12 protein-coding genes are annotated in these 13,821 nt (G+C 37.0%); 7 read left to right on the top strand and 5 right to left on the bottom strand.

Annotated elements, in window-relative coordinates:
* Window positions 1–7: 7 nt before the first annotated feature.
* The 7 genes from ACYQ3L_RS00470 (at window position 8) to ACYQ3L_RS00440 (ending at window position 8,105) form a co-directional block, all read left to right on the top strand.
* Complete coding sequence (locus ACYQ3L_RS00470; RefSeq protein WP_379999216.1) at window positions 8–1,063, top strand: DUF4121 family protein; 1,056 nt, start codon at window positions 8–10, stop codon at window positions 1,061–1,063.
* 13 nt (window positions 1,064–1,076) lie between these two features.
* Window positions 1,077–1,859, top strand: a complete 783-nt coding sequence (locus tag ACYQ3L_RS00465; RefSeq protein WP_379999218.1) for a hypothetical protein — start codon at window positions 1,077–1,079, stop codon at window positions 1,857–1,859.
* A 183-nt stretch (window positions 1,860–2,042) separates the two neighbouring features.
* Entirely contained in the window at window positions 2,043–3,356 is a 1,314-nt protein-coding gene (locus ACYQ3L_RS00460) for an ATP-binding protein (RefSeq protein ID WP_379999220.1), read from the top strand.
* A 305-nt stretch (window positions 3,357–3,661) separates the two neighbouring features.
* A complete protein-coding gene (locus ACYQ3L_RS00455) occupies window positions 3,662–3,943 on the top strand; it encodes a hypothetical protein (protein ID WP_379999222.1) in 282 nt (93 codons plus the stop codon).
* Between the two features lie 533 nt (window positions 3,944–4,476).
* Complete coding sequence (locus ACYQ3L_RS00450; protein WP_379999224.1) at window positions 4,477–5,724, top strand: tyrosine-type recombinase/integrase; 1,248 nt, start codon at window positions 4,477–4,479, stop codon at window positions 5,722–5,724.
* The gene (locus tag ACYQ3L_RS00445; RefSeq protein WP_379999226.1) at window positions 5,717–7,084 is read left to right on the top strand and encodes a tyrosine-type recombinase/integrase; all 1,368 of its coding nucleotides are present in this window, start codon (window positions 5,717–5,719) and stop codon (window positions 7,082–7,084) included. Before ACYQ3L_RS00450 ends, ACYQ3L_RS00445 begins: the two co-directional genes overlap by 8 nt.
* Window positions 7,077–8,105: a tyrosine-type recombinase/integrase gene (locus ACYQ3L_RS00440; RefSeq protein WP_379999228.1), complete on the top strand. Its 1,029-nt coding sequence runs from the start codon at window positions 7,077–7,079 to the stop codon at window positions 8,103–8,105. Before ACYQ3L_RS00445 ends, ACYQ3L_RS00440 begins: the two co-directional genes overlap by 8 nt.
* A 67-nt stretch (window positions 8,106–8,172) precedes the next feature.
* Here the strand turns inward: ACYQ3L_RS00440 and ACYQ3L_RS00435 are convergent, their stop codons facing one another.
* From ACYQ3L_RS00435 to ACYQ3L_RS00415, 5 genes are all read right to left on the bottom strand, one after another.
* Window positions 8,173–9,084 (bottom strand): tyrosine-type recombinase/integrase, encoded by a 912-nt coding sequence (locus ACYQ3L_RS00435; RefSeq protein WP_379999230.1) that lies wholly within the window; start codon window positions 9,082–9,084, stop codon window positions 8,173–8,175.
* Window positions 9,071–9,964: a tyrosine-type recombinase/integrase gene (locus tag ACYQ3L_RS00430; protein WP_379999232.1), complete on the bottom strand. Its 894-nt coding sequence runs from the start codon at window positions 9,962–9,964 to the stop codon at window positions 9,071–9,073. Before ACYQ3L_RS00430 ends, ACYQ3L_RS00435 begins: the two co-directional genes overlap by 14 nt.
* A gap of 64 nt (window positions 9,965–10,028) precedes the next feature.
* Window positions 10,029–11,306, bottom strand: coding sequence for a site-specific integrase (locus tag ACYQ3L_RS00425; protein WP_379999234.1), 1,278 nt, complete (start codon window positions 11,304–11,306; stop codon window positions 10,029–10,031).
* A 406-nt stretch (window positions 11,307–11,712) separates the two neighbouring features.
* A complete protein-coding gene (locus tag ACYQ3L_RS00420; RefSeq protein WP_379999236.1) occupies window positions 11,713–12,864 on the bottom strand; it encodes an IS91 family transposase in 1,152 nt (383 codons plus the stop codon).
* Window positions 12,861–13,784 carry a tyrosine-type recombinase/integrase gene (locus ACYQ3L_RS00415; RefSeq protein WP_379999239.1) on the bottom strand — a complete coding sequence of 308 codons (924 nt, stop codon included), beginning with the start codon at window positions 13,782–13,784 and terminating at the stop codon, window positions 12,861–12,863. The genes ACYQ3L_RS00420 and ACYQ3L_RS00415 overlap by 4 nt, the downstream gene beginning before the upstream one ends.
* Between the last annotated feature and the right edge of the window lie 37 nt (window positions 13,785–13,821).

Here is a 13,821-nt window from a genome sequence, read left to right as displayed (position 1 = left end):
AAAATATATGAAAACAAAAAGATTTTGTCCCTGGTGCGGACGTCCGTTGTATAAATCGAATCAGAAAGAATTTGACTTCCAGTGTTATAATTGCGATAAGGATTTTCCTAAAACCGAAGTCTTGAGAAAAACGGATTTGCCGGAAGTAAAAGCACTCAGGCACCGCTCCTATCTGGATGACCTTTGGCGTGGAGAATATCCCCATAGCCACAGAAAACCGTATCCGAAAAGAAGAAAGAACTATGTCCGTATAAAACCGCAAGGACAGAAATATACAGAACATACACTGATAAAACTAAACGGCAGCTACCATTACGATCACGGAATCAGGCAATCGGATGTCGATATGGCAAATGCTTATGTACGAATGATTGAAAGTTCCAGATCGGATAAACAACCCCGAAACGGAGATATGATACGTCTGACTACCAAACATGGGGACTATTATCCTTGTGCCCATCTGGAAAAGCTATATGAAGATGGTTTCTCTGTCTGTGAACGGCCATATATACCCTTCATATTCCCGCATCCTACAAAAAACGGTATCAGTTGTTCGACCAGCGGAGGAGCCTGGCTTAGTGTTCCTCCTAAAGCCCTGAAATATGTCGGTAAAGAAGAAAAATTCTTTAAAGATTGGGGGGCATGTGGCGCAAGGGGTAACGGTGCGGTCAGTTTCAAAGCTGAAGTAAGTGTCTGGGAATACACAGAACCTGATCCCGTTTACGATGATTATACAACCAAAGACTGGCGAAAAATACACCTGTCTAAAGATGTAACAACCACAAAACCCGAATATCTCTACTATGGTAACGGAATTGCATTCAGGACGCAACAGGAACTGGATGAGTATATGGCTTTATTCCATGGAAAACTATATACTGTCTACTGGCCGAACAGCTTTGAACTTTGGTGTTATTTTGAACAGAATGTAAAAATCCCAATAGATAAGTGGAAATCTCTTGACTTGCCAAGAACAACTTTCCGTGCGAAGCCGGGTCACCCTGTAAAAATAGAAATAGATGATGTCAAACACATAATCACTTTATATACATTTTATAATTAAATACCTGATTCTTATGTTATATGTAATCGACAAAGACAATTTTAATGGCTGTATCGTAGCCAAAATGAGTAATGACAAATATATAAACCATACGGCACTCAAACTCGATCCCTACAAAATAAAAATGGGATTGCCGGGGTTAATTGCAGTCAGCGTAGAAGAATTTGAAAAAAGGCGGGAAGTGTATATTGCTTCCTGCCAGACAAATTTCACCGAAATCAGTGAAGAAGAATTTTATATACGGATCAATGAATCAAAAATCCGTCGTCATTTTCTAAGTAAAGAATTAAAGTTCTTCTATCTGGACGGAGAAGAATCCGCATTCGGAATATTACCTCTTTACGCTTGTTACAAAGAAAAATATTATTTTGCTCAAAAAGATACCGGGTTATCTCTTGATACCATCCTTAATTATATTAAATACAAGAAGAATCTTGAGGTATTAAGCATGGAAGAAGCCGGGCATCATATTGGCTTATATAACTATATGCAGGAGCATAAAATTCCGGATATCATGGACTTTTTCGATACCGAACCGGATAAAATCCGACTGTACGGCACGGACATCCTCTTTATACAGATCGAAGATAAAAAAGACCGGTATGTTATTTATATTGATCCGGATAATATAGGCGATAAAAACCTGCTGTATTTAATAATAACGCGGTTTTTTTCGGACAACTTCCTGTCATTCTTTGATAAACAGCATTCAGTATGGAGTGAATATCAGGAAAAGTGTATTGCTTACAGGGACGGTAAAGGCAGTTCATATACCATCTGGCAATATAACTACTGACAGAACGCTCTAAATAGTGTGTAATCTTCAATTTCTATATGTACTTAAAGAATATAAATATAACTCTCCCCCAATGACCCAGCATATAAAATATGTATTTGTATGCGTAAAGTTATAGGGTAAAAATGTATATTTGCACATAAAGTCATAGGGCAAAAATGTAATTGGCTAAAAAATAACTGTATGAGAAGAACAGCATTAAGTTTCTTACAGAAATGGAAACAAAAAAATACACGAAAACCTCTTATCATAAGAGGAGCTCGCCAAGTTGGTAAAACGTGGTTGATGAAGGAATTTGCCAAAACCGAATATGAGAATTTCGCCTACATAAATTTTGAGGACAATCAGCAGCTAAAAACATTGTTTCTAAATGATTTTGATATACCACGTATCCTGCTGGCTATTCAGATCGCAACAGGGATAAAACCTGAACCGAACAAAACACTGATAATATTTGATGAGATACAGGAAGCAGAAAGAGCGTTAACTTCGTTGAAGTATTTTCGAGAAAATGCTCCTGAATACCATATTGTAGCAGCAGGTTCTTTACTCGGTATTGCATTACATGGGAATACATCATTTCCGGTTGGTAAAGTTGAATTTTTAGATTTATATCCGCTTAGCTTTACTGAATTTTTAGAAGCATTGGGCGAACATGATTTGGATGATTTAATTAAGAAGCAACAATGGGAAATGATAAACACCTTCAAAACAAAGTATATAGAACTGTTAAAGCAATTCTACTATGTGGGAGGTATGCCCGAAGTTGTTGCTAATTTTGCTTCGAATCAGGATTTTAGCGAAGTACGGCAGATCCAACAACAAATACTCGATTCATACGAGCAAGACTTTTCTAAGCATGCTCCCACAGATGTGGTTCCACGTATCCGCATGGTCTGGAATTCTGTTCCTGCTCAACTATCGAAAGAAAACCGTAAATTCATATACGGCTTGATAAAACAAGGAGCCAGAGCCAAAGAATTTGAATTGGCCTTGTCCTGGCTGTTGGACTGCGGTTTAATACATAAGGTCAATAGAATATCTAAGCCTGCTTTACCCTTGAAAGCCTATGAAGATATGGGGGCTTTCAAACTGTATCTGCTTGATATCGGACTGTTAGGGGCAATGGCAAACCTTGATGTGAAAACCTTACTTGATGGAAACCTTATTTTTACCGAGTTTAAAGGAGCTTTGACCGAACAGTATGTTCTACAGCAGTTAGTGACCGACCGGGATATTTCAATATTCTATTGGTCGTCAGATAAATCGGATAGTGAAATAGATTTACTGATACAATATAAGAACGAGCTAGTTCCGATAGAAGTAAAAGCAGCTGAAAACCTTCAGGCAAAAAGCTTGCGTGCTTTTGTGGAAAAGAATAAACCCAAAATAGCAATACGTACCTCCATGTCGGATTTCAGGGAAGAAATATGGTTAACTAACCTTCCGTTATATGCTATCAATGAGTTGGCAGGATATCTTGAAAAAAAGAATTAATCAAATATACAGAGTATAAACAGTGTATAAAGAGAGGGATAATATGGATAAGATTAATAATTGTAAGTATGGATTGGAGAGCTTGAAAAAATGGATATTAATATATCTCAGATCCAAAAAGAGTTGAAAGTTAAGTATACTATTGACTCAATAAATATTTTGGAGTTTAACCATGTGGAGTATTATATTGATGGAGGTGTAAAGCTGCCATTCTATGCTCCTGAAAAAAAAGCCCGGTTATAAAAACTATTCATTACTTAAATAATCTGGTACTGGCTGATATTGATACCATTGCTTCTTTAAAAATGGAAACAATGATGCGCCGGACTGTTTTCCTTGATTATTACGATCTTTATTGTATTCTAAATACGAAGCAGCCGCACGAAGTCAAATCTATTATTGATAATGCCCTCAAGTATTCGGGCCACAGTTTGAAGAGTAAAAATTTATTGGGAATGTTAGCCAACCCGGACAGGTTTAAGAATGATTCTTCTTTTTACCGGCTAAAACCTAAATACATGATTTCAGCCAAAGAAATTGAAGCCTTTATGATTGAAAAAGTCCGGAATATTTATTTGCACAAATAAAAACCTATCATACTTTTGCCGATAAAATAGTATCTTCGTTCCCGATTAAGAACATATATAAATAAAATAAAAATGGAACAACTTGTAGAAGAACTAAGCGGATTATTTACCGAATTTTCAAAGGATGCTAATTCTCAGGTAGAAAATGGTAATAATTAGGTAAACATATACATAATGTAAAGAAGCGGTTGGAATCTCTTATATTCCAGCCGCTTCTGATTTCAAATCTTTACATAATTTGGGGGTTCGTGATAGACTTTAACCATTCTTTAAGAGATGTGTTATTTACCCAAAGAGCATCTTCCGGTGGAACTATTTCTTTACTGGCTGCCTCAATCGCTTCTATTCTACGAGAAGCTGATAGCTTTGCATATATCTCTGTTGTCTAATACGAAATTTCGGATTAGACAACGAATCCTAAACTCAAACAAATCCTAAACCCAAGACAAAAAAGACAAGATATCAACATGTTATGAGTAATGTATTTAGGATTTTATCATATTTGTATGATAAACATATAAATATCGATTAACATGAATATCAAAAAATTAAAGAGGTCATATCCTCTTTTCATTCGGCATTTAGCAGAAGAGTTACATTATTCAAAAAGTACGGTTCGGGATTATCAGGCTGTAATTGATCTGATTTTCAAGTTAGAAAAATCTACATCGGAGATCAAATCCTACGAAGAAGTTTACGATTATTTGGTTCGTGAAACTAATCTGGCCGCATCCACATTAAAGGAAAAACGTACCAAGATCAAAAGGATAGCAGATTTTGAAGAGCTTGACCAGTTTCCACGTTATCATGAACATAGCAGACCTTTGTTTAAGAAAGACAAATACTCTATGCTGAATATGTATTATCATAATCTTATAGACTCATATCTTTCTAAAATAAGAGAAAAAGGTTATGTTAAAAGTACTGTATATTCCCGGCAACATATTTTGGCTGGTTTCTTCTATCACTTGCAAGTCAATAATATCACATCATTGGATATCGTGACGGAAGATGTTGTCTTAGGCTATTTCTATGATGGAGAGAAGGAATTAAGAGGAGCGGACTATCTGCAAATGATAAGGTCGTCCATAAAAATATTGGCGGACACTGTTCAAAATATAGATTTCAGCCGTCTGGTTTCTTTTTTCCCACAAAAGAAAAAAATAAAGAAAATCTATCCGGCCTTAGAAGAATCGGAGATAGAAAAAATAAAGACTTTATTGTTTGATGACAACAAAAAGGGATTGACATCGAAACGAGACCGGGCAATTGTCATAATTACGATGTACACAGGTTTGAGAGGGTGTGATATAGCATCACTGTCCATTAACGATATTAACAGAGAATATAATGAATTGCATATTGTACAGAAAAAAAACGGAGAAGAATTAAAACTGACGATACTTCCTTGCGTATCGAATGCGATATACGATTACATTACGAACGAGAGGCCAAAGCATAAAAATAGATTCATCTTCCTAACCAGCGATAAAGACACGAGGCCTATAACGCCTCAGGCAATCAGACTATTGGCTCAGAAATTTTTTAGAATAGCAGGTGTCAGAGTAGATGGAGGCAGAAAAGGATTACATTTATTACGACACTATTTTGCTACAGGTTTACTTAATGGTGGTGTCCCTGCACCTGTCATATCAAAAGTATTAGGACACAAAAGCCCGGAATCATTGAATGCATATGTTGAAACTGATTTGACAAGATTAAAGGCTTGTGCTCTTAGTATTGCAAACTATCAAACAGGAAAGGACTTTTTCAATGAATAAAAACAATTTATCCAGAAATCAAATGTACGATAGCTTCGTTGAATTCAGAAGGTTAACAGGAAGGAAAAATACATACAGTGCATTGTGTAACCTCTTTAATTTTATCAATTTCTGCAATAAAAATTATAAAGAGGAGTACCTCTCATTACAAATGATAAATGAATGGTGTAAGAAAAGAGGAACGGAAAAAGCGAGTTCTTATAATAAACGGATATATCTTATACGTTCTTTTCTGTACTATCTTAAGACATCCGGATATTTTAATATTGAAATACCGGAGTTCCCGCAATTTTTGCCTAAGGAGAAACAAGACTCTGAACTTCAGAAGAATATTCCATGCTGGGAAAAGGATATTCCTTACGAAACTTTGGGTAAACAACCATTTACAAAACCATCAAGAAACGAATTATATAGGATATATGTTGAGTACAGAAAAGCTTCCGGTCTAAAGGTATCCAAATCAGCACTTAAAAATCTTACGACATTTGCTAATGCCTGTAATAGGAATTATAAAGAAAGTCATCTGACGCAACATATGACAGATACATGGTGTGCAAAAAGAGAAAATGAACTGCCAAGTTCACGAAACACCAGAATAAGTTTGATTTGTACATTTCTTGACTTTTTGAGAAAAAGAAATTACATAGACTTCGAAAACCCTCCATATTTGCCTAATGAGAAAACAAGCCACAGAGTTCCTCATGAATTTACAGAAGAAGAACTTTGCAAATTCTTCAAGGCTTGCGATAATATAGGATCTAAATACAAGATTAGGAAATTTGAAAGGATAAGAAGAATTGTGGTACCAGTAATTTTCAGACTTCTTTATAGCAGTGGTCTGAGAACCTGCGAAGCCAGAGAGCTGAGAAGATGTGACGTTAACCTCGAAACAGGTGTAGTAAATATTGTAATCTCAAAAACTTACAGCGAGCACATTATAGTCTTACACGATTCTATGCGTGAACTTCTTATACAATATGATGTGGCAATAGAAAACATCATGCCGGGTAGAACCATCTTTTTCCCCAATATCCATGATAAACCGTTTAGCAATCACTGGTTAAATGATAATTTTAATCAAATGTGGTATCGCTACAATAAAGTTTACGCCATACCATATGATTTTAGACATGGTTATGCTATTAAAAATATGAATAGATGGATAACAAAAGAGCACGCGGACTGTTTTGTGTCTGATCAGTTTCTGGCGTTAAGCCGTAGCATGGGACATGACTCTATAGTAAATACGTTATATTATTATTCGTACGTACCCTCTTTTGGGAAGATTCTTCAGGATTTTTGCGAAGAATCATACAATAACATTGTACAAGAATTAGATTATGATGAAGAATATGAATAAGAGTAGAAAAGAAGCCTCAAAAATAGCCCGTTTCTACAGAGGATGGATGGCTGAATCAATAAACGTAAAAAGTTCGTCTACAGTTAAGAACTATAAATTGACTATGGATATTTATATGGACTTCATTTATGAAGAGCTTGGATACAACGGGAATAATTTTTTAACAGAAAAATGCTTTTCGGAAACCGTAATCTCAGATTGGTTAAAATGGCTAAAGACTCATCGAAAATGTACACCACAAACGTGCAACATAAGATTATCCATAATCAGGTCGTTTCTTAAATATCTTTCCAGAATAGAGAAACAATACAAGGATCTATACTATGAAGCCCAACAAATACCCAGAAGAAAGGAAATTAAAACAAAGGTCACAGGAATGAGTAAGAATGCTATAAAAGCACTGATGGATAGCATTAATACAAGAAACAAGATTGGATGTCGGGACTTTACACTTATCTCATTCCTGTATGGAACAGCAGCACGTATAGATGAAGCTCTGTCAATAAAAGTATCCGATCTTCATTTAAGTAGTTCTGAAGGTTATGTTGTTGTCATTGGTAAAGGACGTAAAGCCCGGACTTTGGTCTTACTCCCAAGACTTATAGCCAATCTGAAGATTTATATAAAAAGGTTCTTCAACGGAAATGAATCAACGAATGATTATCTCTTTTTCTCAAGGGAAAAGGGACGCGATGAAAAGATGACCGAAGAAGCTGTAAATTACAGATTAAAAAAATACGCAATGTTGGCTAATAAAGAATGTAACGAAGTACCTCTCGGCCTTCATTCACACCAGCTTCGCCATGCCCGAGCCTCTCATTGGCTGGAGGATGGCATCACCCTTCCCGTCATATCTAAAATGCTGGGACATGAAGATTATATGACTACGGCAAGATATCTTGACATCAGTATATCCCAGATTACTAATGCCCTGAAAAACCTTGAAGATGAAAATACCGAAAATACAATGAGGGAGGAATGGAATGAAGATAATCTTAGAACCATATTTAGTCTCGAATAAAGACAATGTATATTATAAATCCTAAACTTTCTATGGATAATCTATTGATTTAAAGAATTATCATATTTTAATTTAGGATTTGTTTGAGTTTAGGATTCGTGGTTTGAACGCTGGAGTGCCCCAGAAAATCCCGAATAATGATTAAATCCGTTCCATTTTCTACCATGGCCATTGCTGTAGAGTGTCGGATTTTATGTGGGCTACAACTATCTGGTATAAGCGATGAATCCACTTTTCGCGCCATTTTCACATATTTAGACAGGAGATGATTAATACCTTGCCGGGTAAACATTTCATCCGAGTGATTTACGAAAATGGGCTTGTCAAGATTTTGAGGAAGCATAGAACCGGTTTCTTTCAAATAATCTCCTAGCACAGATGACAGTTGTTGCACTATAGGCACATGCCTTATCTTATTCCCTTTACCATGAATAACTATATGTTTTGGTGCGCTCATTGAAACATCCCTCCCTCTTATCTTAATTAGTTCACTCACCCTTATTCCGGTAGCATACAGCAATGTGAACATAGCAAAATCTCTTTTTCCGCCTTGAGTAGTTCGATCAATCTGAGATAGCAACATTTTTATCCCTTCCGGCTTAACATAGGTGATTTCTTTTGTAAGAGATTTCTTCATCCTGATGTTCTGAATTTGTATTACATCATCAATACATTCTGGAAGATCATATTTCAAAAAGGTGGCGAAGCACTTAAACGCAGCAAGTCGTTGGTTGCGAGTAGCCGGAGATACTTTTCTCTCGTACTCCAACCAAAGTAAAAAAGATTGAATATTTTTGTGGGTAATATGTTTGAGTTCTATTTTCTCTGGCCTTATTCTCTGGCTATTTTCCATAAAGTCAATAAATTGGATAAAAGCATAGCGATAGGTTTCTATTGTGCGCTGCGAACATCCACGTTCATTTATCAAATAATCACGAAAGTACCGGTGAAGGGCGCTAGCAAAGTCAGTTCTTTTCATAGTCGTTCTTTTCAAATATTTCATCAAGACTCTTTTCAAGTTTCTCTGTAAGGTATGGATACAAGCTGATAGTTAAGCGTAAATAGCGCTCTGTAGAATAGATATTGTTATGTCCTAAATAAGCAGACATAATTGGGAGAGCAACATACATATCCATTCCAGAATCAATTAGTTGTTTGAAAGATCTTACGGCAAAAGTGTGACGCCAATCGTGAACCCGCTTTCCGTATCGTCCGCTCCCACAGTTAGGTATGTCTGCATGTTGGAGGACTTTATGGTGTATTTCAGCAATAATGGACGCTGAAATATGTCTACGGTAAAGAGATCTGAATATGTAATCGTCATCAGATAAGTCGTAAAATGTTTTATCAGCAAATGATCTCATAAGATCCAATAAGCTACTGGACATAACCACATAGCGTTCCTTCGAGTTTTTTGTTTCGGATAATTTTATAATACCCTCATCTAAATCGATGTCTTTCTTGTGAATAGTTATCGTTTCCGTCATTCGAGTTCCACAACAGAACATGATTCTGAACAATACGGATAATTGAATATTATGTCTCCGATTTTGTACCGACACATAGTTGTCCAATGCCAGGAAATATTTCTCAATTTCTTCATCCGTATAAATATGAGGAATAAAATCTGTTTTGGGACATTTAGTGTCTCTTAGCTGGAACACCGGGAAACCCTGAATAAAAAGATATTCAAAGAATCTTTTTGTTGTATTGACTCTATAATACTGCGTTTTTTCGGTTTCACCTTCAAGCCGTTGTCTCCATTTGATAGCTTGATCCCTGGAGAATGAAATCTCAGTGATCCCTTCTTGAATAAAAAAATCATCAAGTTTTTTAAGATGATAAAATTCTGCGTACATATATTTTATGCCGCTCTTTTCTCTATAGTCCAGAAAAAGAGATATATGCGTGGAGAAAACCGAATTAAGAATAGGCCTGATCATTTATCACCTCCTTTCCAATATTTGCGTAATGTACACTGTGAATAACCGGGATTTGTAGGCTACATTTTCGTAAGCGCTCGATATCGATATTCAAATATGTTCGAGTCGTATTCGTATGACTATGCCCCATTGCCATACTGATAATGTAGTATCCAGCACCGCGTTTTAACAGATTTGAAGCAAAGCTATGTCGCAGGGAGTGAGGACCATGTTTCTTCTCTCTCCAGTTAGGAATGTTGGCTGCCTTAAAAGCTGATTCTACGATGGAGTAAATTCCACTGGATGTGACTTGATGACCTTTACGTTTACTATCATGTCGTACAACGATCACATCGTCTCCTCCTGGAGGCCGGCCATATTTCAGATAGTCAATAATTGCATTACCTATGGATGGAATAAGAGGGTAAGATATTGGAACCTCAGTCTTTTGTTGGTTGAAGGATATTGTATTGGATTCCCAGTTGATATGCTTCAAACTTAAGCTCCGGATATCCGATGCCCTCATCCCATATTCTGAAGCTAAAAGTAAGATGAGATAATCCCTCTTCCCAGAGGATGTGCTTCTGTCTACTGATGAAATCAGATTTCGAACCTCTTCTTCAGTATAAGTTGTTGTTAATTTTGAACCTTGTGATGTCTGTGGCTCTCTAAGAATAAACATCGACAAATCTCCTTTTGTAATTTGAGAGTTATGCAGAAAGCGGTAAATGTTTCGCAAAACAGCTTTATATCTTATTCGATTGGATTTTGATTCGGCAGTAATGAAATCTTCAAAAATCGGAGTTGATGCGTCTTCGAGATGAAGCCCTCTTTCCCACAAATATGAATCGTACTTTAAGGCGACTCGTGTATGGGTTTCCAATGTATTGGATGATAGTTTCAAACTTAACGCACACCATTCAATGTACTTTTCAAATACTTCTCCCAACTTTGTTTTAAAAGATTTTTTTTCTGAAGGAGATATATTCTCAAAATCATCACCTCTATATACAGATAAAATCATTCTAATAACACGAAGTGTACGCTTTTGGTCGGATGTTAAAGAGACGCTTAAATAACGTGTTCCTATGAATTCATCACAAAACCGGAACGCATTTACCTCGTTGAACTCTTCGAGACCTTTTTCGTCCCACCATTTTCGAATAGTCCTACATATCTTCGAATATGTCTGAATAGTCCCTTTGTTGTAATCTCTGTCAATTAACTCATATCGATATTCATCGATAACCTCTGTGATCTGTTTGTTTTTCTTATACATAACTATTTGTTTTTAAGTATAACTAAAGTATAAATAATTATGTAAAGATTTGAAATCAGAAGCGGCTGGAATATAAGAGATTCCAACCGCTTCTTTACATTATGTATATGTTTACCTAATAGTTAAGGCTTCGTTTTTGCGAAGCATGAAAAATGAAGCCTGCTTGTACGAAACCGGGCAAGTATATCGGTCTTTTATTATGGGTTTTTAATGGACAGGTCTATCCGTAAATAATTCATGCAGATATTTTGTTTGTGCTATATCCAAGGTAAAGATTAAATTATTCAGGGGCTTGCAAGCTTTATTTGACTTCCTTTTACATGCCTATTATAAGTGTTTTAGGATTATTTGTCAACAATTGCTCACAGTAGGACATATGTTCCCCATTATGCTTGTGCATTTGACTTCAATGTGATGGTTGATAGCTATTTAAAATTATCGTTGCCAGCTCTGCCCAGTTTTCCGGCGGTGCTCTGCGGTTGAAACACATGATGGTTCTCAGGGTTTCCTGCTTACAACAAGGACACTCTTTCGGATTAAATAATTGGTGGTGCTGTTTAGTATTTATTGCATCACAGCTGATTATCTGCTTGCTTATTTCAATACGGCATTTTAGTTTACTTCTACTGCTTAATATACCGTAATGACGTATACGGACAAATCCCTTCGGCAAAATATGCAAAGCATATCGGTGAATAAAGACAAGGGGTTCAAGCTCCATTTCCCTTTTTAGTCCGTTTTTCCTGTAATCCTTGTAGCTAAAGGTTATCTTATCTTTCGATATGTTTTTAATCCGATAGTTACTGATAGCAATTTTGTGCGTATAACGACCCAGATACTCAATCACACTTTGTGGTCCGCTGAACGGTCGTTTTGCATATATTACCCAATCTTTTTTATAAAGGGTTGCAACCACCTGACGGTTCATTTCATCAGGCAGTACCTTTTTTAGCTCTTCGATAAACCGTGAGCGGAAGACCTTACTCACAGCTTTTACGGGAAATAAATACTTTCCCTTGGATCTGACCGTTTTCCATTTGCTTTGCCGGGTAAGGCCTCCGCCGGGTACTATACAGTGTAAATGGGGATGCAGGCTCATTGTTTGTCCCCATGTATGCAGGACAGCGATCATTCCCATATCGGCACCCAGCCATTTATGATCTTTACCGAAACTGCTTAATACACTCCAGGCCGTCTTAAAGAAAAGGTTATATAGTATTTTGCCTTGATACAGACAAAGCTGGTTAAGCGTATCGGGCAATGTAAACACCAGATGAAAATAAGGTACGGGTAAAAGCTCGCTTTCTCTCTTCTGTATCCAATCTTCCCGTTGTATTCCCTGACATTTTGGACAATGCCTATTGCGACAACTGTTATAACTAATCCGTAAATATCCGCACTGCGTACAACCATCCACATGGGCTCCCAGTGCTGCCGTCCTACAATCTTTTACCGCATTGAGGATACGCAACTGCCAAGTATTCAATTTTCCGTTTTCTATCACTGAGGTCCAATGCTGTTTCAGTATATCGGCAACCTCATGGATAGCAGTAGTCATTCTAATCCGTATAAGATATCCAGCGGATTAAGTATTTTACCGGATTGGGGCCGGGCTACCTGTAAATAAATAAGGGTGGTTTCTATTCGCTTATGTCCCAGCAAATCTTTAATATGTACGATATTTACATCATTCTCCAGTAGATGGGTCGCAAAAGAGTGCCTAAGGGTGTGAGGATAAATATCTTTGATAATTCCTGCCTGGCGTGCTGCATTTTTCACAACCCACCGGATGCCGTTCCCCGTCATAGGCTCTCCTGTTTTGGATTCAAACATGTATTTTACGGGAACATGATTGTCAAGATAGCTGGTAATTCCCCTGGGCAACAGTTCTCCAAGCGGTACACAACGGTCTTTCAAGCCTTTGCCCTGATGCACGTGCAGCATTTTCCGTTCCAAATCAATATGGGATGGCTCCAGATGTTGTACTTCACTGCTCCTAAGTCCACATCCGTAACACAAACCTATAATAAGCCGGTGTCTAAGTAATTTACAGGAACTAATCAGGGCCTTTATCTCTGAACCGTTTAGAACGACCGGCAGCTTTTTAGGACCTTTTAAAGAAGGCAACTCGAATTGAGCGTAATCCAATCCCCGCATTTTACAGGCATAACGCATTCCATGCACTGTGAACTTGAAGAAGGAATCCGAAGCTTCTCCATTCCTTTTTACCTGATATAGGTAATCCATTACTTCTTCCGCATCCAGCTCCAATGGCATCCGATTGTAGTGAAGAGCCAGATGAGCTAACTGACGCGAATAATTTTCAAGGGCGCTTTTACTCTTGCCATTAATCGTTATAGACCGTTCCAATTCTTTATACAGTTCCCTGAAACCGGTAACTTTATTGCAGGCCTGTTCTACAATAGGCACATAATTTTCATCCCTGAAGACGGAACACTTTTTTTGTTGATTTTGCATAGAAATTAAATTTAAATGAATAACTAAATTTCCATGC

The sequence above is a fragment of the Dysgonomonas termitidis genome, from assembly GCF_054657735.1.
Note: the sequence above shows the minus strand (reverse complement) of the source record. Positions and strands in the feature narration are given on the sequence as shown.

Bases quoted from the DNA above. Each gene is read 5' to 3' on its own strand.
- ACYQ3L_RS00445 (WP_379999226.1), top strand. From the start codon at position 5,717: ATGAATAAAAACAATTTATCCAGAAATCAAATGTACGATAGCTTCGTT.
- ACYQ3L_RS00460 (WP_379999220.1), top strand. From the start codon at position 2,043: ATGAGAAGAACAGCATTAAGTTTCTTACAGAAATGGAAACAAAAAAAT.
- ACYQ3L_RS00455 (WP_379999222.1), top strand. From the start codon at position 3,662: ATGGAAACAATGATGCGCCGGACTGTTTTCCTTGATTATTACGATCTT.
- ACYQ3L_RS00465 (WP_379999218.1), top strand. From the start codon at position 1,077: ATGTTATATGTAATCGACAAAGACAATTTTAATGGCTGTATCGTAGCC.
- ACYQ3L_RS00415 (WP_379999239.1), bottom strand. From the start codon at position 13,784: ATGCAAAATCAACAAAAAAAGTGTTCCGTCTTCAGGGATGAAAATTAT.
- ACYQ3L_RS00425 (WP_379999234.1), bottom strand. From the start codon at position 11,306: ATGTATAAGAAAAACAAACAGATCACAGAGGTTATCGATGAATATCGA.
- ACYQ3L_RS00450 (WP_379999224.1), top strand. From the start codon at position 4,477: ATGAATATCAAAAAATTAAAGAGGTCATATCCTCTTTTCATTCGGCAT.
- ACYQ3L_RS00470 (WP_379999216.1), top strand. From the start codon at position 8: ATGAAAACAAAAAGATTTTGTCCCTGGTGCGGACGTCCGTTGTATAAA.
- ACYQ3L_RS00440 (WP_379999228.1), top strand. From the start codon at position 7,077: ATGAATAAGAGTAGAAAAGAAGCCTCAAAAATAGCCCGTTTCTACAGA.
- ACYQ3L_RS00430 (WP_379999232.1), bottom strand. From the start codon at position 9,964: ATGTACGCAGAATTTTATCATCTTAAAAAACTTGATGATTTTTTTATT.
- ACYQ3L_RS00420 (WP_379999236.1), bottom strand. From the start codon at position 12,864: ATGACTACTGCTATCCATGAGGTTGCCGATATACTGAAACAGCATTGG.
- ACYQ3L_RS00435 (WP_379999230.1), bottom strand. From the start codon at position 9,084: ATGAAAAGAACTGACTTTGCTAGCGCCCTTCACCGGTACTTTCGTGAT.